Consider the following 21460-nt stretch of genomic DNA (forward strand, 5'->3'; position numbering starts at 1 on the left):
ACGCGTGTCCGGGTTAGGGTAGTGGACTATCCTTCAGCCTTGTGGAGGCTGAGACGCGGGTTCAATTCTCGCACCCGGACCTTTTGCGGACCGCAGCCTTCGAACAGCGACGGAGCTACAGCTCGATCTCCGCTCCGTCCTCCGGCACCAGTACGTCCTCTGTCTCCGACCGCAGCTCCTCGCGCGAGAGCAGACAGTGGTTGATCGCCTCCATGTGGACCACGGCGACCGCGGCGTCGGTGGCCTCGCGGACGGCGGCGACGTCTTCGACCCCCATGGTGATCGGTTCTCCCTCGTTGAACCGCGCCGCGCCGCCGTTCAGGACGACCGCGTCGGGCTCGTACCGGGTCAGCGTCTCCGCGACCGGCTCGTACCAGACCGTGTCGCCGGCGAGGTACAGCGTCTCGTCGCCCTCGAGGACGAACCCGGAGACCGGCCCCATCCGCTCGGCCAGGTCCCCGTGCCCGTGACGGCCGGGGGTTCGGTGGAGCGTGACGCCGGCGAACGACGCCGCGTCCTCGACGGGGCGCACGTCGGTGAACCCCTCCTCGACGAACGCGTCCGCCTCGGCGGGCTGACAGAACAGCGGGACGTCCGGGTCCAGTTCGTCCCTCGCCGCGTCGTCGAAGTGGTCGGGGTGGCGGTGGGTGACGATCACCGCGTCGTGGGAGCGGTCGACGTCGGGCATCGGAACGAGGGGGTTCGCGCGGTCGTTCGGCGTGTTGTCGATCGGCGGTAACGCGCCCTGCGACGCGAACAGCGGATCGACGAGGAAGGTCGTCTCACCGACGGTCGCGAGGACCGTGGCGTTCCGGACGAGGGTGACGCTGACAGTGGAGTTCGTCGGCATGTAACGACGGCTTCGCCGAGCGGCGGGTTGTCACTTGCGACGGGGGTGATTTGGCTCCGCCGCCGCATCACCCGAAGATCCGCAGGAGACCGAGCGCCCACCGGGTCAGCTCGGAGCAGACGAAGAGGGCGCCCTCGGTGCGGGAGAGCCGCCGCCCCGACCACAGCGCACCGACCATGACGACCGTGAGAACCGTCAGCCAGAGGAGCGTCTCGATCGCCGCGCCGCCGACCGCGAGCGGACGGACGAGCGACGCGATCCCCAGGATCCCGAGCAGGTTGAACACGTTGCTCCCGACGACGTTGCCCACGGACATCCCGACGTGACCCTGTCGCATCGCGACGAGCGACACCGCGAGTTCCGGCGTCGAGGTCCCCGCGGCGACGATCGTCCCGCCGATCGCCCAGTCGGAGACGCCGGCGCCCCGCGCGAGCGCCGACGCCGACTCGACCATGAAGTGGCCGCTGACCAAGACGAGCGCCAGTCCGCCGACGAGCAGGAGCCCGTCGCGGGCCCGGTGTGAGAACCCTGTCGGGAGCGCGCCGGTGACCCGAGAGTCGGTGTACTCGGTCTCGATCGAGTGCGTCGTGCGCTCGTCCCGGACGACGTAGGCCGTGTACGCGGCGAACAGTCCCGCCAGCAGCGCGCCCTCGACGCCGGTCACGGTCCGGTCGAAGAGGACCGCGAATCCCGCCACCGTCGAGAGGACCAGCGCGACGCCGTCGCGGTGGACCAGCGAGCGCTCGACCGGGATGACCCGAAGCAGCGACACCGCGCCGAGGATGAACGCGAGGTTGTAGGCGTTCGAGCCGACGACGTTGCCGACGCCGATCTCGCCGAGCCCCGCCAGCGCGGCGTCGACCGTCACGACGAGCTCGGGCGTCGAGGTCCCCATCGCGACGATCGTCAGCCCGATCGTCAGCTCGCTGACGCCGAACCGGCGGGCGATCCGGACCGTCGAGTCGACGAGGGCGCGGGCGCCGATCCACAGACCGATGACGGTGACCGCGATGATCGCGAACTGGACGGCTGACCCTCCGAGCGCCATGTGGGTAGTCGTTCTTGCATGCGGTGTTAAAACCGATCCCCGGGGACGGGGCGGGGTCCACTCCACGCCGGACCCGTAACGCACCGTGTACTTTTGTGTCGGTCTGGCGTCGTATCGCCCGTTATGGACGAACGTGGGACGCCGTGAGACGACGCGAACTGCTCCGGACGGGCGCCGGAATCGGCGCCGTCGGTCTCGCCGGGGTCGCGGGGTGTGCGGGCGGGAGCGACGCCCCGGCCTTCGAGGAGGGGTTCGAAGGGGACATCGGCGAGTGGCTGTTCGACGCCGCGATCGGTCCCGAGGTGGACATCGACGAGTTCGACTGGGAGGTGTCGTTTTCCGAGGCGGAGGCGTCCTCCGGAGACCGCTCGCTCCGGATCTGGAACCAGGGCGACTACGACGACGGGGTCACGTGGGCGACCCATCCGATACCCGTCGAGTCGGGAAGCTCGTACGAAATCGAGGTGAGCGGGCGGTTCTGGAGCGAGTCGGAATCGTTCAACACGATCCGGCACGCGCTGATGCGCCTCGGCCCGGAGCCGCCGGAGGCGGAGGAGGACTTCCCGCAGCCCGGCCTCAACACGACGGAGCTCGGCGAGACGCCGTACGGCGGGCTCCGCGACGCGCTGTGGCTCGCCGACGGCTGGCGGGAGTACGCCTTCGAGTGGACCACTCCCGAGCTGTCGACCGACACGCTCCACCTCGCCGTCGGCACGGCGGTGATCTGGGAGGCCGACGCGACCCACTACGTCGACGACCTCGCGGTGACCGTCGAGACGCGGTGACCGCGTCGTACGCGTCCGCGTCGCGCCGAGCTGATCGGTCCGACGAGCGCCGCCGCTCCCGAGCGTCGGAATGTCGCCCGCAACACTAACGACCGGTCTCATCTCCGGCGGCGTGCCGCGTCGACCGGGAAACCCTCGTGGCGGGCGGTCGCCTGCGCGGCGACGGGCGGGTCGCGTCAGCGACCGGATGTCACGCGCCTGGGTTCTCCGCGCGGTCATCGCTCCCATCGGGGAGTACTCGGGCGGGGACTGAGGGCGCGCATCCGACGGTAGCCGGCGGTCGTATATAAGGTGCCGGCCTGTCGGCCTGCCGGCCGCTCAGTCGTCCTGTTCCGTTCCGGCGACCACCACGCGCTCGCCGTCGTCCGTCTGCGGCTCCGAGACCGACACCGGATCGATCCCGCGGCGGGCGGCGTCGAACTCGGAGAGGGCGTAGACGAGCCCGGCGAGCAGGGCGGCGCCGAGCGGGAGCAGGGCGAGCGGCGTCACCCGGGTGAACCCCCAGAGGACCAACAGGAGGACGACCACGGCGGCGACGGTGACCGCGTAGTAGATCTGGGTGCGGACGTGGTCGATCAGGTCGGCCCCCGTGAACGTCGCCGAGAGGACGGTGGTGTCGGAGATCGGCGAGCTGTGGTCGCCGAAGATGGCGCCGGAGAAGATGACGCCGACCATCGCCGCCACGAGGGTGTGCCCCGCCGCGCCGCCGCCGCTGATCTCCCACGCGATCGGGATCGCGATGGGGGTGACGATCCCCATCGTGCCCCACGAGGTGCCGGTCGAGAAGGCGATGACGCCGGCGACGACGAACACGAGCGCGGGCAGCAGGGCCCCCGAGACGGAGCCCACGGCCGCGGTCGCGACGTAGTCGCCCGTGCCGAGCGCGTCGATCGCCTCGCCGATCCCCCACGCGAGCACGAGGATGGAGGCCGCGGTGAGCATGATGCCGAACCCGTCGATCGTGTACTCGCTCGCGTCGCCGACCCCGAAGATCCCGTACGCCTTCCCGAGGACGAAGCCGCTGGCGACCATCGCGAACGACCCGATCATCAGCGCCACCTCGTAGGAGGCGTTGAGCGCGGCGTCCCACAGCCGCCCGCCGGCCGCCCCGAACTCCCCGGCGAGGAGGTCGCCGCCGAACCCGACGGGCGAGAACTCGCCGGACCACAGCGCGGTCGCGACCGTCACCGCAATCAGGACCGCCACGGGGACGAAGAAGTTGACGAGCCGGGGGGTCGACGCCGGCGGCTCGCCGAGTTCGCCGGCCACGTCCTGCATGGGGACCGCCTCGTCCCGAGTCACCTTTCCGGAGGTCCACGACCGGTTCTCGGCGGTCAGCATCTCGCCGTAGTCGCGGCCGGATCCCACGATCAGAAGCACCATCACGATCGCGAGGATCGCGTACATGTTGAACGGGATGGAGGAGACGAACACCTCGAAGGTTCCGGGGCGGTTCGCCTCGGCGACGCCGGCGGCCTCGTACCCGTCCGAGATGAGCGACAGCTGGAACGCGACCCACGAGGAGATCCCCAGCGTCGCCACGGGCGCGGCGGTGGAGTCGACGATGTACGAGAGCTTCTCGCGGGAGATCCGGAGGCGGTCGGAGACGTCCTTCATCGCCGAGCCGGCGATCGCGGTGTTGGCGTAGTCGTCGAAGAAGAGGACGATCCCGAGCCCCCACGCGACGAGCCCGGCCTGCCGCTGGGAGTCGAGCCGTTCGAGCGCCCAGTCGCGGACCGCGGCGGTGCCGCCGAGGTTCCACACCATGGCGACGCCGGACCCGAGCAGCAGGGTGAACACGAGGATCGTCGCCTGAAACTCGTTCGAGACCGCCGCGACGATCCACTCGAACGTCTGGACGATCCCCAGCCCGCCCGTGACGATCACCGCCCCGGACCAGATCCCGAGGAACAGCGACAGCACGGCCTTTCGGGTGATCACTGCTAACACGATCGCGAGCACCGGCGGCGCGACGGACAGCGCTCCGAAATCGGTCATTGTCACGTACTGCCACGGGGGAGTATATAAATGTCGCGTGCCGCGACGCCGGTCCGGGACGCGAGGTCGTCCGACCGCCGGCGGTGGCCGGCGGAATCGGCACGTATCCGAACGCACTTACGTCCCTGTCACGGACCCACGCGCAATGTCTGTACGAGTCGGCATCCTCGGCGCCACCGGCGCCGTGGGCCAGCGGTTCATCCAGCTCCTCGACGACCACCCGACGTTCGACCTCGCCGCGGTCACCGCCAGCGCGGACAGCGCCGGCGAGACCTACCGCGAGGCCGCCAAGTGGCGCGTGAACACCCCGATCCCGGACGACGTCGCCGAGATGGAGGTCGCCGAGACGACCCCAGCGGGAATCGCGGACGACGACGTGGACCTGCTCTTCTCGTCGCTCCCCTCGGGCGTCGCGGCCGAGGTCGAGCCGGCGTTCTTAGAGGAGGGGTACGTCGTCTCCTCGAACTCCTCGAACGACCGCATGGCGACGGACGTTCCCCTCACCATCCCCGAGATCAACCCCGGGCACCTCGACCTGATCGAGGTCCAGCGCGACGAGCGCGGCTGGGACGGCGCCCTCGTGAAGAACCCGAACTGCTCGACGATCACGATGGTCCCGACGCTCGCCGCGATCGACGAATTCGGCCTAGAGAGCGTCCGTGTCTCCACCCTGCAGGCCGTCTCCGGCGCCGGCTACTCCGGCGTCACCTCAATGGAGATCATCGACAACGCGATCCCGCACATCGGCGGCGAGGAGGAGAAGATGGAGACGGAGTCGCGCAAGCTCCTCGGCGAGTTCGACGGCGCGGAGGTCCACCTCCACGGCGCCGACGTGGCCGCCTCCTGTAACCGGATCCCCACGCTCGACGGCCACTTGGAGAACGTCTTCGCCGAGTTCGCCGAGGACCCCTCGCCAGCGGACCTCCGCGAGGCGATGCGCTCGTTCGAGGGCGCCGGCGACCTCCCCAGCTCGCCCGACCAGCTCATCAAGGTGTTCGGCGACGACGAGCCCGAGCGCCCGCAGCCCCGCCTCGACCGCACGTACGCGGACGGGATGGGCATCGTCGCCGGCGGCGTGCAGGCGACGGACGCCGGCGCGAAGTACAACTGCCTCGCGCACAACACGATCCGCGGCGCCGCGGGCGCCTCGCTGCTCAACGGCGAGCTGCTCGTCGAGGAAGGGTACGTCTAACGGGGCGACTACGGCGACCCCGCCGTTTTCCCGCAGTTTAAATAGCGGTGCTCCGGTACCCGGTTTGCATGGTCGATAAGGACGCCGTCCGTCGCGGGTACGACGCTCTCGCCGAGGCGTACGCCGCGGATCGGACCGAAGACGGCCGCGGACGCGAGGTCCTCTCCCGGTTCGTCCGCGAACTGCCCGAGTCGGCGCGCGTCTTGGACGCCGGCTGCGGACAGGGGTCGCCGGTCCTCCGGGACCTGGCCGCGACGGCGACCGCGGTCGGGACGGACATCTCGCGCACGCAGCTGCGGCTGGCCGCCGAGAACGCCCCCGCGGCGGCGCTCGCGCAGGGGGACATCGCCGCGCTCCCGTTCCGCGACGGCGCGTTCGACGCGGTGACGGCCTACCACTCGCTGATCCACGTCCCGCGCGAGCAACACCGAGAAGTCGTCGACGAGTTCGCCCGCGTCCTCGACGAGGGCGGTCGCTTGCTCTGTTCGGAGGGGCCCGAGGAGTGGACCGGGACGAACCCGGACTGGCTCGACACCGGCGTCGAGATGCAGTGGCACATCGCGGGGGCGGAGGCGACGCGGGAGCACCTCCGGAACGCGGGGTTCGCCGTCGAACGGGAGTGGGGAGTCGGCGACTCGCTGGAGGACGGCGACGACGCGGACTGGACGTTCTTCGCGGCGCGGCTGGCGGAATGAGCCGCTAGGGGCCGCCGGCCCCTACTTCCCCTCGAACTCGGGCTCGCCGTCGCCCATGAACGCCGTGACGCCCTCCATGAGGTCGTCGGTGTTCATCACGTGGCCGAAGCCCATCGCCTCCACTTCGAGGCCGGCCTCGCCGTCCGTGCGGCCGGCGTGCATCGCGCGCTTCGTGTACTTCTGGGCGATCGGCGGGCCGGCGGCGAGCTGCTCGGCCAGCTCCCACGCGCGCTCGTCGAGCTCGTCGCCCGGGACCACGTCGTTGAGGAACCCGTACCCCTCTAGCGTCTCGGCGTCGTAGCGCTCGGCGGTGAAGATAATCTCCTTGGCGCGCCCCTCGCCGACGATCCGGGCGAGCCGCTGGGTGCCGCCCCACCCCGGGAGGAGGCCGAGGTTGTGCTCCGGCTGGCCCAGCTCCGAGCGCTCGGAGGCGACGCGCATGTCGGCCGCGGTCGCGAGCTCCATCCCGCCGCCGAGGCAGTAGCCGTCGATGGCGGCGACCACGGGCTTGTCCGACTCTTCGAGCTTCCCGAACGTCTGCTGTCCCTGCCGCGAGAGCTCGACCGCGTTGATCGGGTCCGCGCCGCCGGCGGCCATGCTCTGTACGTCGGCGCCCGCGGAGAACGCGCGGTCGCCCGCGCCGGACAGCAGGATCGCCCGCACCTCGTCGTCCGCGTCGAGGCGGTCGATCGCGTCCGCGAGCTCGTCGAGCAGCTCCCCGCTGATCGTGTTCATCCGGTGCGGGCGGTCGATCTCGACGTGGCCGACCCGGCCCTCGACGGCGACGTTGAGGGTGTCGTAGCCGGCGAGCGCGTCGTCGCCCTCGCCGTCGGCGTCCCCGCCGCTTTCGCCGTGGAACCCGCCCGCCTCGGCGGCCTCGCGGAGGTGGTCAGTCGCCTCGTAGCGCGCCTCGCCGGTCTCCTCGTGGAGGTCGTCGAGCACGTCCACGAGGCCGGCGAGCCCCTCGGCGTCGGCGAGCTTCGCGGGGCCGTCCGGGAAGCCGGCGCCGAGCATCACCGCGCGGTCGATCGCGGGCGGGTCGGCCACGTCGTTCCCGACGAGGCCGGCGACCTCGTTGGCCATCACGGCGAGCAGGCGCCTCCGCACGTCGGCGTCGATCGCGTCCGAGGGGATCTGCGCGCCGCCGTCCTCGTAGTCGTAGAAGCCGGAGCCGGTCTTCTTCCCCAGCTCCTCGGCCTCGACCTTCTCGACGAGCAGCGGGCAGGGTCGGTAGGCGTCACCGAGCACCTCGTGCATGTACTCCAAGACGTGATACCCCACGTCGATGCCGACCTGGTCCGCGAGCTCGAACGAGCCCATCGGCAGGCCCATGTCGAACTTCGTCGTGGAGTCGACCGCCTCCATCGTCGCGTCGCCGGACTCGACGATCCACGCCGCCTCGTTCATCAGGGGGACCAGAATCCGGTTGACGATGAAGCCGGGGCTGTCCTTCCGGACGCGGACGGGGGTCTTCTCCATCGACTCCGCGAGCCCCTCGATCAGTTCGAGGGTCTCCTCGGAAGTGTGTTTCCCGGAGATGACCTCGACGAGGTCCATCCGCACCGGCGGGTTGAAGAAGTGCATCCCGCAGAAGCGCTCGGGGCGGTCGGTGACCTCGGAGAGCTCGGTGATAGAGAGGCTGGAGGTGTTGGTGACGAAGACGGCCTCGTCGGGGGCGTACTCGACGACCTCGTCGTACACGTCCTTCTTGATCGCCATCTTCTCCGGGACGACCTCGATCACCACGTCGGCGTCGGCCAGGGAGTCCCCGAGGTCGACGAAGGTCTCCACGCGGTCGAGCGCGGCCTCCGCCTCCTCGTCGCCGATCCGGTCCTTCTCGGCGAGCTTGCCGAGCGACCACTCGATCTGGTCGTAGCCGTCCTGAACGAACTCCTCTTCGATGTCCCGGAGGGCAACGTCGTAGCCGGCGAGCGCGGCCACCTCCGCGATGCCGTGTCCCATGTTTCCGGCGCCGAGAACCGTTACGCGCTGGACGTCTTCGAGCTGCATACCGGAACGGTCGGAACCGTCATGGTTGAACGTTTCCATCTTCCAAACGAAAAACGCACTGTAAGTTTATCGCTCCTCGGGATCGCGAGAGAAACGCACTCCCGTCTCCGGCCCCAACCGCCCCCCGATGAACGAGCGAGTCGCGGTGACCCTGCGCGAGGACCCGACGATGGCGCGGCTGATCGACCGGCACGGCCCGCTGAGGGTCGAGCCCGCCGGCGACGAGTTCGCGCGCCTCTGTACCTCGATCGTGAACCAGCAGCTCTCGACCGCGTCCGCGGCGGCCATCCACGAGCGGTTCCTCGACGCCCTCGGCGGCGACCCGACGCCCGACCGCGTCCTCGCGGCCGACGAGGACCGGCTCCGCGAGACCGGGCTCAGCGGCACGAAGGTCGAGTACCTGCGCGAGGTCGCCGGGGCCTTCAGCGACGGCGACCGCGACCTCACGCGCGAGGGGCTCGCCGACGCGAGCGACGAGGAGGTCGTCGCCGCGCTCACCGAGATCCGGGGCGTCGGGGAGTGGACCGCCCGGATGTACCTGATCTTCGCGCTGGGCCGCGAGGACGTGCTCCCGCTCGGCGACCTCGCGGTGCGGAAGGGGATAGAGCAGGTGTACAACGACGGCGAGGAGCTGACCCGCGCGGAGATGCGCGAGATCGGCGACGCGTGGCGGCCCTACCGGAGCTACGGGACGCGGTACGTCTGGGCGGAGTACGAGTCGTAGCCGCCCTCGGCCGGCGTCACTCCTCGCCCGACGCCGCGTACGTCTCTAGTTCGGTAAGCCGCTCGTCGCTGATCGAGAACACGTCCACGAACGCGAACACCTCGTCGCCCTCGGCGTCGAGCAGCCGCCCGCGGACGGCGACGCCGGGTCCTTTTGGGAACACCGCGTCGACGGCGTGGGTCGTGTCGGTCATCGGGCGCTCGTCGCGCATGAACGCGACGAAGCGGTCGCGCCCCTCGAAGGTGCGGTCGGGGCGTCGCTGGACGAAGCCGGGGTCGAGCAGGGCCGCGAGGCGGTCGTACTCGCCGGCGTCGAGCGCGTCGTAGTACGCCCGGACGAGCCGAGCCGGATCGTCCGTTTCGGACACCGTCACGCCGCGAGCGCCTCGAACTCCGCGGCCGAGGTGCGAGTCCCCTTCGAGATGACGGCGTCCCCGGCGCGGAGGGTGGTGTCGATGTCGTGGCCGACGAGCCACCCCTCGTCGGGGCGCCGGATCGCGATGACGCTCGTCGAGATGTCGGTCGCGGGGATCCCCGCTTCGACCAGCGTCCCGTCGAGGTCGCTCCCCTCGCCGACCACGGTCCGGGTGATGATCTCGTCGGACTCCTGGACCGCCATCTCCACGACCGGGTGGACGCCGATGTCGCGCATGACCCCCTCGGTGATCTCTAAGGCGGCGTCGGAGATCTCCTCGGTGGCGACGCCGAGGTGGATCAGCCCGCGCAGCGAGACGGGGTCGTCGGCCTCGCGGGCGGCCCGGAGCGTCCACGCCTCGAACCGCGACTGGAGCGCGTCGACCTCGATCTCCAGGTTCGACACCTCCTCGGCGAGCGCCTCGTTGTCGAAGAGGACGGAGCCGTACGCCAGGTCGACCGCCAGCTCCGAGAGGTTCTTCATCAGCACGATGGAGTCGACCGCGCGCTCCAAGTCGTCGATGGCCGGCTCCGGGGGGTCGCTCGGTTCGAACGGGTCGCCGGTCAGCGTCGGGTGGACGTCGGCGACGCCCGTCTCGGGCCCGCGGAGGAGCGTCACGTCGCCGGCCTCGATCCGGGTCTTCGGCCCGGGATTGAACACCCAGTCGTCGTCGCGCCGGATCGCGATGACGCGCACGCCCGTCTTTGACTCCAGGTCGATGTCCTTCAGCGTCCGCCCCGCGTACGCCGAGTCGGGCGAGACGGTGGCGCGGACGAGGGTCTCGACGCCCTCGGTGAGCGCGCCCCGCATCGCGTCGGGGAGGCCGATCTCCTCGGTGACGATCTTGGCGATGTCGCCGGCGGCGTCGGAGATCTTGTCGGCCGCGCCGACCACGCCGAGCACCGGCGCGAGCGTCTCGGCCTCGTCGGGGCTCCGCGCCGCGAGCATGAGGCTCATCCGCGCGCGCATCTGGAGCACGTCCATCCGGTGTTCGAGTTCGACGACCTCGTGGGCGATCGTCGGGCTCCCGTGGAGGACCGCGGAGTACGACAGGTCGATCAACAGCTCGGCGGTGTCTTTCATCTCCACGAGCAGGTCCTTCACGCTCGCCGGCTCGTACCGGACCGACAGCGGCCCGTCCCGCCCGTCGAATCGTCCCATGCCTCTCCCTCTCCGGCTCCGAGTAAAAGGCTTGTCACGGATCGCCGACAGCGCCTCGAAACCGAGGGCTCAGGCGGCGTCGCCGGCGACGTAGGCGACCGAACGCGGCTCCGGATCGCCGCCCTCGGTCGGCTCGGTCGCCGGGACCGGCTCGGCGAGGTCGACGAGCGCGAGCCACCGCAGGAGCCGGTCGGCGCGCCCGCGCCACGTCGCCTCCCAGTTCGGGTCGCGGGCGCGGTCGTGTCGGGGCACCGACTCCCGCGTCGCCGCGAACAGGTCGTCGGGCGTGAGCGGGTCCGCGGCGGAGGCCGCTCGCAGGGCGGCGAGCGCCTCGGGAACGAGGAGGACGCCCTCCTGGAGCCCCTCGCGGACCAGCTCCGGGGTCGGCTCCGCGTCGGTCCTGACGAACCCGCGCGGCGTCTCCCGGGCCAGTCCGAGCGCGCGCAGGAACGCCAGCCAGTCGTTGGCGGTCTGTCGGTCCGAGAGCCCCCGGCGCTCGCGGAGCCGGGCGCAGCAGTCGTCGGTGCTCCCGGGGACGAGCGGGACCGCCCGCTGGAACGCGCGGAGGTCGTCGAGCTCGTCGGGAGGCTCGGGGACGGGCTTCAGACGCATTTGCTCGACCGCCTCAGCGGTAGCCGAACGACTCCGCGAGCAGCTCCTCGTCGGTCTCGCCGACCGTGTAGACGGGACCGTCGATCACGTCGACGGTGACCTTCGCGGGGGCGAAGACGCGCTCGTCGACCTCGTAGAAGTCCCAGTCGGCGTCCTCGAACACCTCGACGAAGGGGGTCCCGTACTCCTCGCGGGCGGTCGAGACGATCTGGTCGAAGCGGTCGTCGTCGCGCGCGACCTGCAGGTGGACCTCGCCGCCGTACGCGAGGGCGTCGTTCGTCCGCCCCATCGCTACGTCCTCGTCGCGGGTGGCCGGGGCCATCGGCGCCGAGCCCGAGGCGTGGAGCACGTCGGTCGGCTCGTAGCCGAGCTCCAGCAGGCGGAACACGGCGAGCTCCGCGGCGCGGGCCGCGGTCGCGACCGAGCCCGCGGTGGAGCCGGTGGCGTACGCCGGCAGGAACACGCCCTCGGCGTCGACCTCGGCGAGGTCGGCGACGTGCTCGGCGACCTCCTCGGTCGGGAGCGTCGTCGACTCGACCGCGAGCGTCGCGAACTCGGAGGAGTCGTAGTAGCCGACGCGCTCGAACTCGGCCTCCTGACCGACGAGCGCGCGGGCCGGCCCCGAGCCGAGCCCCTCGAAGCCGGAGTCGAACGCGAGCTCCCAGCCCGCCTTCTGCGAGCAGAGCAGCGCGACGGCGGGGTGGTCGGTCGACAGTTCGACGTACTGGCGCGGCGCGCCCGCGACCTCGCCCATGCGGGTTCGGAGGTTCGCGAGGCCGGCGGTCTGGATCTCGGCGAGCAGCAGTCCCGCCTCGACGCCGCCCGCGGCGTCGACGCCGAAGTCGACGACGGTGGCGCCGTTGTCCAGCTCGTAGCCGACGACGTCGAGCTCGCCGGCGAAGTCGAGCGCCTCGTCGACGAGCTCGATCGCGGTCCGGTTGATGCTTTCCATGGCGGACCCTTCTCGCTCCCGCAGTAAGTGGTTTGTCAGTCGTCGGCGTCGCCAGCGGTGGCGGCGTTTCAGTTACCGCCGGCCCCGGCGGCGACCGGCTCGACGCGGAACACGTACCCCTCGTACGCGTCGTCCAGGTTCACCGGCGACTCGTCGCCGGCGTGGTCCGCACAGAGGAACGCGGTCGCCTCCACGGCGCCCGCCCCGGTCTCCTCTTGGTACCGCTCGGTGACCGAAAACGCCACGGGCTCGGCGCAGCCGCGGCGGTGGCACTCGGCCGGCGGGTCGGCGGTCGGGTCCGCCTCGTCGCCGCGCTCTCGGGCCTCCGAGATGTCCCGCCGTATCTGTCTGCGCTCCTCGTCACGCGCCTGCTTGTCGCGCCCCGACTTGGTGTCTGCCATGCGTCACCATCTCGCTTCAGCGGGATAACGCTACGGGCGACGCTGACGGCGGAGTCGCCAGCGGCCCTACCAGAACCCGCCGTCCGAGCCATCGCCGCCCCCGTCCGGTCCCTCGGGACCGCCCGGCCCCCGCGGCCCGCTCGGACGGGGATCGGGATCGATCTCCACCAGCTCGCTCTCGGCGCGCGGGTCGATCTCGCGCCCCTCGTCGTACCGGACGAACGAGAGGTAGAACGGCTCGCCGCAGCCGGTCCCCTCGGGGTCCGGCTCGCGGTACGGCTCCTCGCTGCCCGCGTCCGACCCGCGAACGCCGTCGTGCGGGTCCCAGTCGACGCCCTCGCTCTCGCCGCAGACGAACCGGACGCCGTCGGCGTCGTCGCCCTCGAACGGCGCCGTCGGAGCGACGTACTCCCACCCCTCGAGGGGGTACGGCGTCACCGCCTTGTCCGCGAGGTAGCCGTCGCGCTCCAGCTCGACGAGGGTCCCGCAGTGCGGACAGTAGTAGGTGACCGGATAGCCCATGCGGATCGTACGGCCGTCGTTTATAAAGGCGCGTCGGCGGGAGAGAGACAGCGGGAGTACGTGAATCATTGCGGTGAGTCGGTTGTTTATAAATCGGATTGTGGTGGTGGCGGGTGCTTATACGTGATCGTCGGCTCTGGAGTGACGGCCTGCAAAGCCCCAGTCGCTGCGGGCGGCGCACGCTCGCTGCGCTCCTCGGTCGCTCGTTTCACTCGCTCCCTGCGGTGCTTACGTCGTCATCAGAACGCGAAGCGTTCTGATTGGCTCACGAGAGCTCTGCTCTCGTGAACGCCTGCGCCGCCCGCAGCGACTGCCCCTTTGAGTCCCGCCCCGCACAGCACAGCACCGCACCTCACACCTCCCCAGCCTCGTCACCGGACTACGTCCGGTTGCAAGCGAGAGCTTCGCTCTCGCCCTGTCGCTGGCGCCTTATAAGGCGCCAGCGACTCCCTCGCGCGTGCGAGTCGCGCCCTCCGGGCGCTCCTCGGCACGCGCCACCGCAACGGTTGTTTATAACCGACTGTCGCCGCCGCTCGTGCTTTTTAAATACTGTATCGCCGATACCGATCTGCAATATCCACTCCCGCTATCGATCGTCGGTGGGTCCGTACGGAGCGGAGCCACATCCGAGCGCGCCTCCCCCGTGAGGCCTCGCGGGTGTCAAAACCCGATCGCATCCGTCTCAGTCCTGCAGCGCCTCGATATCCTCGAGGATCTCGACCGCGTGGTCCTCGGGGGAGACGCCCTCGTAGGCGAGGACGACGGTCCCCCCGTCGTCGAGCACGTACGTGTTCCGGAACACGCCGTCGAAGGTGTTGCCGAACATCTGCTTCTCGCCGTAGGAGTCGTACGCGCTCGCGACCGCGCCGTCGGGGTCGGAGAGCAGCGCGAACGGGAGGTCGTACTCCTCGGCGAACGGCTCGAGGTCGTCGACGGGGTCGTCGCTGATCCCGACGACCGCGATGTCGGCGCCCTCGAAGGCGTCCCACTCGTCGCGGAAGCTACACGCCTCGGCGGTACAGCCCGGCGTGTCTGCCCGCGGGTAGAAGTAGACGACCGTGTAGCGCGCCGCGGACGGGTCGACGGTGACGGTGGCGCCGTGCTGGTCGGACAGCGTGATCTCGGGTGCGGAATCGCCCGGTTCGAGCATACGTCTCGTGGTTTCGCCCCGGTATTAGGATGTTCGGTCCGATTCCTTTTTATCTGTCACAGTCGTTCGCCCGGTATCGATGGAGTGGCAACCGGCGCCGTACACGGCGCCGTTACTGGTGGCGTCGCTCGCGTCGTTTGCCTTCGCCGCCTACGCGGTCTGGAACCGGTCAAAGCGAGAGGCCCCGCTCCTGCGGAGCTTCGTCGGAGTCACGGTCGCGAGCGGCGTCTGGTCGCTGGCGTACGCGGGGCAGCTGTCGGCGACGACGCTGTCGGCGACCCTGTCGTGGAACCGCCTCGTCTGGGTCGGGATCGCGATGCTCGCCGTCGCCTGGCCCGCGTTCGTGTTCGCGTACGTCGGCTGGGTGTCGTGGCTCCGCCCCCGCCGGCTCCTCCTCCTCTGTCTCGTCCCCGCGACCGTCGTCGGCGGTGTCTTCCTCGTCGGCGCCGACCCCCTCTTCTACACGTCCCCCGCGCTCGACGGCGCGAACGGATACCTCGTCATGGAGTACGCGCCGACCTCTGCGCTCATCGGGTTCATGACGTACAGCTACGCCGTGAACCTGTTCACGTTCGGCGTGCTCGGCTACGCCGCGCTCGCGCGGGACGGCGTGTTCCGGTGGCAGGCCGTGCTGTTGCTCGTCGCGGGGGTCGCGCCGATGTCCGTCGGCGTCGTCGGGATCAGCGGGGCACTCGGTCCCCGGTTCGTCGACCTCACCCCGGTCACGTTCGCGGCCACCTCCGGGCTGCTCGGGTGGGTCGTGTTCCGCTACCGGCTCCTCGACCTCTCGCCGATCGCCCGCGACGCGGTGTTCACAAATCTCTCTGACGGCGTCGTGGTGGTCGACGGCGACGACCGGGTCGTCGACATGAACCGGCCGGCCCGAGGGCTGTTCCCCGGCGCGACGATCGGCTGTGACGTCGAAGAGGCGTTCGCCCGGGCGCCGGCGGTGGTCGACCTCGCGTCGTCCGGGAGCGGCGACGGTGACCGGGAGGGGGGCGACCCTGCGTCCGGGACGGGCCCGGACGAAGATCTCAGGGTGACGATCGACGGGGGGTCGGAGCCGCGCTTCCTGACCGTCGCCGCCCACTCGATCGCCCCGACTGGATCCGGGTTCGGTCCGGTGCTTCGGAGCGGCCCGGAATCCGAAGCCGCCCCGAGCGCCCCGGGCGGTTCGGGGGACGGGACCGTGCTCCTGTTCCGCGACATCACCGAGCGCGAGACCCTCCAGCGGCGCTATCGGGCGCTCATCGAGAAGTCGCCGAACGTCATCGCGGTCTGCGGGACCGACGGGCTGCTCCGGTACGTGAGCCCGTCGATAGAGCGCCTGCTCGGCCACGCCCCCGCGGAGATCGAGGGGCGACCGGTGATCGATCTGGTCCATCCCGACGACCGGCGGGAGGCCCAGGCCGCGTTCGAGCGCGCCTTCGAGACCGACGACCAGCAGCTGCTCGACCACCGGATCGCCCACGCGAACGGGAACTGGCGGCAGTTCGAAACGACGGTCGAGCGGCTGTTCGAGGACACCCAAGAGGTGGTCATCACCGCCACCGACGTGACCGAGAGCCGGCGGTACGAACAGCGCCTCCAGGTCCTCAATCGGGTGCTCCGACACGACCTCAAAAACGACACGAACGTCATCGGCGGCTACGCGGACCTCCTGCGGGACCACGTCGACGCCGACGGCGACGAGTACCTCGACGTCATCGACCGGAAGGTGGAGACGCTGACGCACCTCAGCGACCAGGCCCGCGAGATCGACGTGGCGCTCCACAGCGACGGGGCGCGGACGGAGATCGACCTGTCGCCGCTGGTCACGCGGCTCTGCGGCTCGCTGGAGTCGTCGTTCCCGGAGACGACGGTGACCGTGTCGACGCCGGACTCCGCGGTGGTGTGCGCCGACGAGCTGTTGGAGTCCGCGGTCCGGAACGTGTTGGAGAACGCGGTCGTCCACAACGACGGGGACCAACCCATCGTCGAGGTGAGCGTCGACCGCGACGGCGAGGGGTTCCGGGTCGCCGTCGCGGACAACGGTCCCGGGATCCCGCCGGTCGAGCGGAGCGTGTTCTCGGAGGCGCGCGAGACGGCGCTCGAACACGCGAGCGGGCTCGGGCTCTGGCTCGTCCACTGGATCGTCACGGAGTCCGGCGGGGAGCTGGAGATCCACACCCGCGAGCCGACGGGGACGCTGGTCACGATGTGGTTCCCGACGCCGGACGGCGCTTCGGCGGCGGGCGACGAGGAGCCTGCGGGCGACGGGGGGTTTGCGGGCGACGGGGAGTTCGCGGACAACGGAGAGTCCGCGGACGGCGTGGCGTCGACCAATGACGGCGCGAAGTCGACTGCGAACCGCGAGCCCGCGGAGACTCGCCCGCGGGGGGTCGACGGCGACGCTGGCAGAGAACCGGGCTCGGATCCCCGGCGGCGACGCGACGGCGGGTAACGACCCCGCACCGTGGCGGAACGGGCGGCGTTCGCCCTCCGCAACCTCTTTGCGGTCGGTCGACGAACCCGGTGACATGAGTCACGGATCCCTAGACGACGACGCGGTCGAGAGCTACCGGGAGGCCGGTGCGGTGTTGGTCGAGGCGATGAACGAGGCCCGCGAGATGGTCGAGCCGGGGCGGACCCACCTCGAGGTCGCCGAGTGGACGGAGGACTTCATCCGGGAACAGGGGGCCGGCCTCGCGTTCCCCGTCAACATCAGCGTCGACCCCGAGGCCTCCCACGCCACGCCGGGCCGAGACGACGACACCGAGTTCGGCGAGGAGATGGTGTGTCTGGACGTGGGAGTCCACGTCGACGGCTACATCGCCGACGCCGCGGTCACGGTCGACCACACGGGCACCCCCGAGCTGGTCGAGGCCGCCGAGATGGCGCTGGAGGCCGCCGTCGACGAGGCCGGGCCGGGCGTCGAGGTCGGCGTGGTCGGCGGCGCGATCGAGGACGTGATCCGCGGCTACGGCTACACGCCCGTGTTGAACCTCTCCGGGCACGGCGTCGAGCGCTACGACGCGCACACCGGCCCCACCGTTCCGAACCGGGGCGTCGACCGCTCGGTCGAGCTGGAGCCCGGACAGGCGGTCGCCATCGAGCCGTTCGCCACCGACGGCCGCGGGAAGGTCGGCGAGGGGACCGAAGAGGAGATCTTCGAGCGCCAGGGCTCCGCGAGCGTCCGCGACCGCCGCGCGCGACAGGCCTTAGAGGAGATCGAGGCGTTCGACGACCTCCCGTTCGCGGCGCGGTGGCTTGAGGGCGACCGCGCGGAGATGGCCCTGCGCCGGCTGAAGCAGGCGAACGCGGTAAAGGGGTACCCCGTCCTGAAGGAGGCCGACGACGCCCTCGTGAGTCAGGCGGAACACACCCTCCTGATCACCGAGGATGGCGTCGAGGTGACGACGGCGGGCATCCACGGCTTCGACGACTGATGGACCGGATCTACGCTCCCTGGCGGATCGAGTGGGTCGAGCGCGATTCCGACCCGATCGACGGCTGCCCGTTCTGTGTCCTGCCCGAGCGCGAGGACGCCCGCGAGGCCCGGGTCGTCGCCCGCAGCGAGCGCAACTACGTCCTGTTGAACAACGCGCCGTACAACCCGGGCCACGCCATGGTGATCCCGGACGAACACCGCGAGGACCCCACCGACCTCGACGACGCGACCCTCCTCGATCACGCGAAGCTGAAGGCGGCGACGCTCGCGGCGCTGCGCCGCGACGTTGACCCCGACGGAGTGAACACCGGACAGAACCTCGGCGCCTCGGCGGCCGGCGGCTCGATCGACCACCTCCACACCCACGTCGTCCCCCGATGGAACGGCGACACGAACTTCATGCCCGTCACGGGCGACACGAAGGTGATCGTGGAGGCGATCGACCGCACCTACGAGCACCTCCACGCCGGGTTCGCCGCCGGCGACGACGTGGTCGACGAGGTGGGCGACGCAGACGCCGGCGAAGCGGTCGAGCTGTCGTTCGATCTCGGCGCCGGCGACCGCTGAGCTCGTCGCTCGACCCGTTTCTCAACACTCGCTCCCGCCGAACTCCATCCCGGTCGGGTTCGACGCGGGCGCCTCCGGGTGGCGGATCCGGAAGAACAGCGCGCTCTCAGCGGCGTCGCTCTCGGCACAGGTCACCTCGTAGGTCTCCTCGTACGTCCGGCCGTCGACCCGGACCCGCGCGTCGATCTCGTCGCCGTTCCGCACTCGCGCGAGGTCCTCGACGGTCAGCTCGGCGTACTCGTCGTCGCCCGGCGGTCTGGGAGCCACGTCGGCGGCGCCGTCGACGAGGGCGTCGCCGTGGGAGGTGCGAAGAGTGAAGTCGACGTGATACGCGCGCTCGCGGCGGTTGACGACGGCGAACCGGAACGGGACTCCCGGTCCGCGGAGGGCGCTACAGCCGGCCGTGAGGAGGGCGCCTCCGGCGGCGAACCTCCGGAGGAATCGACGGCGGTGCATCTCGTCGCAGTTCGCTGCCGTCGTTCAAAAGGCTCCGGGTCGGCTGGGGCTCAATACACCAACTCCCCGGAGATGAACTTCCGAGTGCGCTCGTCGTCGGGATCCTCGAAGATCGCCTCGGTCGGGCCGACCTCCGTGATCCCGTCGTCGAGCAGCACCGCGACCCGATCGGCGACGCGCTCGGCCTGGTGCATGTCGTGGGTCGCGACGACGACGCCGATGCCCCGGCTCCGAGCCTCGCCGATCGCCTCCTCGATGACCGCGGTGTTCCGCGGGTCCAGGTCGGAGGTCGGCTCGTCGAGCAGCAGCACGTCGGGATCGTACGCCAGCGCGCGGGCGAACGACACGCGCTGGGCCTCCCCGCCCGACAGCGAGTCGGCGTGTTGGTCCGCCTTGTCCGTCAGTCCGACGACGTCGAGCGACTCGCGAACCGCGTCCGGGGTCTCGGCGAGGCCCAGCGCCGCGGCGATCCGGTCGCTCCACGGGCTCCGGACCCGGAGCCCGTACTCGACGTTGCGGCCCACCGAGGCGTCGAAGAGGCTCGCCTCCTGAAAGACCATCCCGACCCGACGCCGCAGAGCGAGGCGTTCCGACTCCTCGGCGGTCCACGCCTCCGTGCCGCCGAGGGCGACGGTCCCCGCGTCGGGTTCGAGCGAGAGCGCGAGCGTCCGGAGCAGCGTCGTCTTGCCCACTCCGGAGGGGCCGATGACCCCGAGCACCTCGCCGGCGTCGACCTCCACGGAGAGGTCGTCGAACACGCGCTCGCCGCCGAACGACTGCGAGACATCCGTCGCGCGGAGCATCACCGCGTCACCCCGCTGTCGCCGAAGTGCACGACCACGGCGTTGACGGTCAACACGAGCGCGACGAGGACCGCGCCGAGGATCATCGCCGTCTCGTACTGCCCCTGCCGCGCCTCGAGCTGGATGGCGGTGGTCAGCGTCCGGGTCTTCGAGATCCCGTCCGCGCTCGTGATGTTGCCGCCCACGATGAGCACCGAGCCGACCTCGCTGACGGCGCGGCCGAACCCGGCCAAGATCGCGGTGGCGATCCCGTAGCGCGCCTCCTTCAAGACGACCAGGGCCGCGTCGAGGCGCGTGCCGCCGAGCGCGCGCGCGGCGTCTCGGACGCCCTCGTCGACCCCGGAGACGGCCGCCAACGTGATGGCCGTGATCGGCGGCGTCGCGAGCACGAACTGTGACATGATCATCGCCTCCCGGGTGAAGACGAGATCGAGCGATCCGAGGGGGCCCTGATTGGACACGGCGAAGAGCACGATCAGTCCGACGACCACGCTCGGGAACCCCATCCCCGTGTTGACGACGGACTTCACGAACCCCTTTCCGGGGAAGTCGGCGAAGCCGATCGCGACGGCGACCGGCACGCTGAACAGCGTGCTCAGCGCCACCGCGGTGACGCTCACGTACAGCGAGACGAAGACGATGCTTCGGACGTACCCCTCCCTGAACGGGAGGTCGAGGAGCGCGGGCGCCAGCTCCGGGATCGCCGCGAGAGACACGCTCACTCGTCGGCGGAGTCGCTACTCCAACCTTCCGGAACGTACTGCCCGAAGTTCGGGTCCTCCGAGACGGCCTCGGGGAAGAACAGCTGCTCGCCGTTCACCTCGTAGCCCGAGATGGACTCCTGCACGCCGGGGCTCGTGATCCACCCGATGTACGCCATCGCGAGGTCGTAGTTGACCCCGTCGTGGACGCCAGGGTTGGCCGCCATGACCCCGTACGGGTTCGCGAGGATCTCCGGTCCGCCCTCGATCGGCCCCTGCACGAGGATCGCGAGATCGATCTCGGAGCGCTGCGAGATGAAGGTGCCCCGGTCGGAGAGCGTGTACGCGCCCTGCTGGGTGGCGGCGTTGAGCGCCTCCCCCATCCCGGTGCCGGTCTCCTGGTACCAGTCGCCGCCCGGCTCGGTGCCGGCCGCCTCCCAGAGGGTCAGCTCCTTGGCGTGGGTGCCGGAGTTGTCGCCGCGAGAGACGAACGTCTCGCCGGCCTCCGCGATCGCCGCGAGCGCGTCGGTCGCGGAGCCCGTCCCCCGAATCCCCGCCGGGTCGCTCTCGGGCCCGACGATCACGAAGTCGTTGAACATCAGGTCGCGGCGGTTCACGCCGTAGCCGTTTCGCAGGAACTCGTCTTCGAGCCCGCGGGCGTGGACCATCACGGCGTCGGCGTCGCCGTTCCGGGCCGACTCCAGGGCCGCGCCGGTCCCCTGCGCCACGGCGTCGACGGTCACGCCGTACAGATCCTCGAAGTCGGTGTGGATCTCGTCGAGCAGACCGGTGTCGTAGGTGCTCGTCGTCGTCGTGAGCGTGAGCTCCTCGCCGGCCACGGCGGGCCGGTCGTCGCTGCCGGCGCCGGACTCGCCGCCGAGTCCTAGTCGGGCGCACCCCGCGGTGCTCGCGACCGCGCCCGCACCGAGCGCGGCGACGAATCGCCTCCGATGTATCGTCATAGACACATCGACGAACCGATGCCGGAT

22 protein-coding genes and 1 tRNA gene are annotated in these 21460 nt (G+C 70.6%); 8 read left to right on the forward strand and 15 right to left on the reverse strand.

The features are described from left to right. The first annotated feature begins 7 nt into the window (after positions 1–7). A tRNA-His gene (locus CK500_RS10855) sits at positions 8–80 on the forward strand. A gap of 35 nt (positions 81–115) precedes the next feature. Here the strand turns inward: CK500_RS10855 and CK500_RS10860 are convergent. Next, positions 116–850, reverse strand: a complete 735-nt coding sequence (locus CK500_RS10860; protein WP_095637240.1) for an MBL fold metallo-hydrolase — start codon at positions 848–850, stop codon at positions 116–118. Between the two features lie 67 nt (positions 851–917). Then, a complete protein-coding gene (locus tag CK500_RS10865) occupies positions 918–1898 on the reverse strand; it encodes a calcium/sodium antiporter (RefSeq protein ID WP_095637241.1) in 981 nt (326 codons plus the stop codon). 143 nt (positions 1899–2041) lie between these two features. On the opposite strand from CK500_RS10865, the gene CK500_RS10870 reads away from it, so the two are divergent. After that, positions 2042–2683, forward strand: coding sequence for a hypothetical protein (locus tag CK500_RS10870; protein ID WP_095637242.1), 642 nt, complete (start codon positions 2042–2044; stop codon positions 2681–2683). A gap of 318 nt (positions 2684–3001) precedes the next feature. Here CK500_RS10870 and CK500_RS10875 read toward each other — a convergent pair whose 3' ends face one another. After that, positions 3002–4681 (reverse strand): Na+/H+ antiporter NhaC family protein, encoded by a 1680-nt coding sequence (locus CK500_RS10875; protein ID WP_095637243.1) that lies wholly within the window; start codon positions 4679–4681, stop codon positions 3002–3004. Between the two features lie 145 nt (positions 4682–4826). On the opposite strand from CK500_RS10875, the gene asd reads away from it, so the two are divergent. Together asd and CK500_RS10885 are read left to right on the forward strand one after the other, a co-directional pair. Further along, positions 4827–5873, forward strand: coding sequence for an aspartate-semialdehyde dehydrogenase (gene asd / locus CK500_RS10880; RefSeq protein WP_095637244.1), 1047 nt, complete (start codon positions 4827–4829; stop codon positions 5871–5873). A 68-nt stretch (positions 5874–5941) separates the two neighbouring features. Continuing rightward, positions 5942–6568 carry a class I SAM-dependent methyltransferase gene (locus tag CK500_RS10885; RefSeq protein ID WP_095637245.1) on the forward strand — a complete coding sequence of 209 codons (627 nt, stop codon included), beginning with the start codon at positions 5942–5944 and terminating at the stop codon, positions 6566–6568. Positions 6569–6589: 21 nt separating this feature from the next. Here CK500_RS10885 and CK500_RS10890 read toward each other — a convergent pair whose 3' ends face one another. Beyond that, positions 6590–8578 carry a 3-hydroxyacyl-CoA dehydrogenase/enoyl-CoA hydratase family protein gene (locus CK500_RS10890; RefSeq protein ID WP_095637246.1) on the reverse strand — a complete coding sequence of 663 codons (1989 nt, stop codon included), beginning with the start codon at positions 8576–8578 and terminating at the stop codon, positions 6590–6592. Between the two features lie 127 nt (positions 8579–8705). On the opposite strand from CK500_RS10890, the gene CK500_RS10895 reads away from it, so the two are divergent. Continuing rightward, a complete protein-coding gene (locus CK500_RS10895; RefSeq protein ID WP_095637247.1) occupies positions 8706–9302 on the forward strand; it encodes a DNA-3-methyladenine glycosylase family protein in 597 nt (198 codons plus the stop codon). Positions 9303–9318: 16 nt separating this feature from the next. Here the strand turns inward: CK500_RS10895 and CK500_RS10900 are convergent, their stop codons facing one another. From CK500_RS10900 to CK500_RS10930, 7 genes are all read right to left on the reverse strand, one after another. Continuing rightward, positions 9319–9675, reverse strand: a complete 357-nt coding sequence (locus CK500_RS10900; RefSeq protein ID WP_095637248.1) for a nuclear transport factor 2 family protein — start codon at positions 9673–9675, stop codon at positions 9319–9321. Continuing rightward, positions 9672–10877: a potassium channel family protein gene (locus tag CK500_RS10905; RefSeq protein WP_095637249.1), complete on the reverse strand. Its 1206-nt coding sequence runs from the start codon at positions 10875–10877 to the stop codon at positions 9672–9674. Before CK500_RS10905 ends, CK500_RS10900 begins: the two co-directional genes overlap by 4 nt. Positions 10878–10946: 69 nt before the next feature. Next, a complete protein-coding gene (locus CK500_RS10910; RefSeq protein ID WP_095637250.1) occupies positions 10947–11489 on the reverse strand; it encodes a hypothetical protein in 543 nt (180 codons plus the stop codon). Between the two features lie 13 nt (positions 11490–11502). After that, positions 11503–12441: a methenyltetrahydromethanopterin cyclohydrolase gene (gene mch / locus CK500_RS10915; protein ID WP_095637251.1), complete on the reverse strand. Its 939-nt coding sequence runs from the start codon at positions 12439–12441 to the stop codon at positions 11503–11505. A 68-nt stretch (positions 12442–12509) separates the two neighbouring features. Then, complete coding sequence (locus tag CK500_RS10920) at positions 12510–12842, reverse strand: hypothetical protein (protein WP_095637252.1); 333 nt, start codon at positions 12840–12842, stop codon at positions 12510–12512. A gap of 66 nt (positions 12843–12908) precedes the next feature. Then, positions 12909–13364 (reverse strand): hypothetical protein, encoded by a 456-nt coding sequence (locus CK500_RS10925; protein ID WP_095637253.1) that lies wholly within the window; start codon positions 13362–13364, stop codon positions 12909–12911. Between the two features lie 682 nt (positions 13365–14046). Then, entirely contained in the window at positions 14047–14514 is a 468-nt protein-coding gene (locus tag CK500_RS10930; RefSeq protein WP_095637254.1) for a peroxiredoxin, read from the reverse strand. 79 nt (positions 14515–14593) lie between these two features. Between CK500_RS10930 and CK500_RS10935 the strand changes: the two genes are divergently transcribed. The 3 genes from CK500_RS10935 (at position 14594) to CK500_RS10945 (ending at position 18511) form a co-directional block, all read left to right on the forward strand. Beyond that, positions 14594–16957, forward strand: coding sequence for a histidine kinase N-terminal 7TM domain-containing protein (locus tag CK500_RS10935; protein ID WP_095637255.1), 2364 nt, complete (start codon positions 14594–14596; stop codon positions 16955–16957). A 76-nt stretch (positions 16958–17033) separates the two neighbouring features. Next, complete coding sequence (gene map, locus CK500_RS10940) at positions 17034–17942, forward strand: type II methionyl aminopeptidase (protein ID WP_095637256.1); 909 nt, start codon at positions 17034–17036, stop codon at positions 17940–17942. Then, positions 17942–18511 carry an HIT family protein gene (locus tag CK500_RS10945; protein ID WP_095637257.1) on the forward strand — a complete coding sequence of 190 codons (570 nt, stop codon included), beginning with the start codon at positions 17942–17944 and terminating at the stop codon, positions 18509–18511. Before map ends, CK500_RS10945 begins: the two co-directional genes overlap by 1 nt. 21 nt (positions 18512–18532) lie before the next feature. On the opposite strand, the gene CK500_RS10950 is transcribed toward CK500_RS10945, so the two are convergent. The 4 genes from CK500_RS10950 to CK500_RS10965 are packed head-to-tail and all read right to left on the reverse strand — an operon-like array spanning position 18533 to position 21433. After that, entirely contained in the window at positions 18533–18967 is a 435-nt protein-coding gene (locus tag CK500_RS10950; protein ID WP_095637258.1) for a hypothetical protein, read from the reverse strand. Positions 18968–19017: 50 nt separating this feature from the next. Continuing rightward, on the reverse strand, positions 19018–19770 hold the full coding sequence (locus CK500_RS10955; protein WP_095637259.1) for an amino acid ABC transporter ATP-binding protein: 753 nt from the start codon (positions 19768–19770) through the stop codon (positions 19018–19020). Further along, positions 19770–20492 carry an ABC transporter permease gene (locus CK500_RS10960; RefSeq protein ID WP_095637260.1) on the reverse strand — a complete coding sequence of 241 codons (723 nt, stop codon included), beginning with the start codon at positions 20490–20492 and terminating at the stop codon, positions 19770–19772. Before CK500_RS10960 ends, CK500_RS10955 begins: the two co-directional genes overlap by 1 nt. Then, positions 20489–21433, reverse strand: coding sequence for a substrate-binding domain-containing protein (locus tag CK500_RS10965; protein ID WP_095637261.1), 945 nt, complete (start codon positions 21431–21433; stop codon positions 20489–20491). The genes CK500_RS10960 and CK500_RS10965 overlap by 4 nt, the downstream gene beginning before the upstream one ends. Between the last annotated feature and the right edge of the window lie 27 nt (positions 21434–21460).

The organism is Halorubrum salipaludis (assembly GCF_002286985.1).
GTDB lineage: Archaea > Halobacteriota > Halobacteria > Halobacteriales > Haloferacaceae > Halorubrum > Halorubrum salipaludis.

Coding starts and splice junctions, on each gene's coding strand:
- CK500_RS10860 (WP_095637240.1), bottom strand. CDS start 850: ATGCCGACGAACTCCACTGTCAGCGTCACCCTCGTCCGGAACGCCACG.
- CK500_RS10865 (WP_095637241.1), bottom strand. CDS start 1,898: ATGGCGCTCGGAGGGTCAGCCGTCCAGTTCGCGATCATCGCGGTCACC.
- CK500_RS10875 (WP_095637243.1), bottom strand. CDS start 4,681: ATGACCGATTTCGGAGCGCTGTCCGTCGCGCCGCCGGTGCTCGCGATC.
- asd (WP_095637244.1), top strand. CDS start 4,827: ATGTCTGTACGAGTCGGCATCCTCGGCGCCACCGGCGCCGTGGGCCAG.
- CK500_RS10885 (WP_095637245.1), top strand. CDS start 5,942: ATGGTCGATAAGGACGCCGTCCGTCGCGGGTACGACGCTCTCGCCGAG.
- CK500_RS10890 (WP_095637246.1), bottom strand. CDS start 8,578: ATGCAGCTCGAAGACGTCCAGCGCGTAACGGTTCTCGGCGCCGGAAAC.
- CK500_RS10895 (WP_095637247.1), top strand. CDS start 8,706: ATGAACGAGCGAGTCGCGGTGACCCTGCGCGAGGACCCGACGATGGCG.
- CK500_RS10905 (WP_095637249.1), bottom strand. CDS start 10,877: ATGGGACGATTCGACGGGCGGGACGGGCCGCTGTCGGTCCGGTACGAG.
- CK500_RS10910 (WP_095637250.1), bottom strand. CDS start 11,489: ATGCGTCTGAAGCCCGTCCCCGAGCCTCCCGACGAGCTCGACGACCTC.
- mch (WP_095637251.1), bottom strand. CDS start 12,441: ATGGAAAGCATCAACCGGACCGCGATCGAGCTCGTCGACGAGGCGCTC.
- CK500_RS10920 (WP_095637252.1), bottom strand. CDS start 12,842: ATGGCAGACACCAAGTCGGGGCGCGACAAGCAGGCGCGTGACGAGGAG.
- CK500_RS10925 (WP_095637253.1), bottom strand. CDS start 13,364: ATGGGCTATCCGGTCACCTACTACTGTCCGCACTGCGGGACCCTCGTC.
- CK500_RS10930 (WP_095637254.1), bottom strand. CDS start 14,514: ATGCTCGAACCGGGCGATTCCGCACCCGAGATCACGCTGTCCGACCAG.
- CK500_RS10935 (WP_095637255.1), top strand. CDS start 14,594: ATGGAGTGGCAACCGGCGCCGTACACGGCGCCGTTACTGGTGGCGTCG.
- map (WP_095637256.1), top strand. CDS start 17,034: ATGAGTCACGGATCCCTAGACGACGACGCGGTCGAGAGCTACCGGGAG.
- CK500_RS10945 (WP_095637257.1), top strand. CDS start 17,942: ATGGACCGGATCTACGCTCCCTGGCGGATCGAGTGGGTCGAGCGCGAT.
- CK500_RS10950 (WP_095637258.1), bottom strand. CDS start 18,967: ATGCACCGCCGTCGATTCCTCCGGAGGTTCGCCGCCGGAGGCGCCCTC.
- CK500_RS10955 (WP_095637259.1), bottom strand. CDS start 19,770: ATGCTCCGCGCGACGGATGTCTCGCAGTCGTTCGGCGGCGAGCGCGTG.
- CK500_RS10965 (WP_095637261.1), bottom strand. CDS start 21,433: ATGACGATACATCGGAGGCGATTCGTCGCCGCGCTCGGTGCGGGCGCG.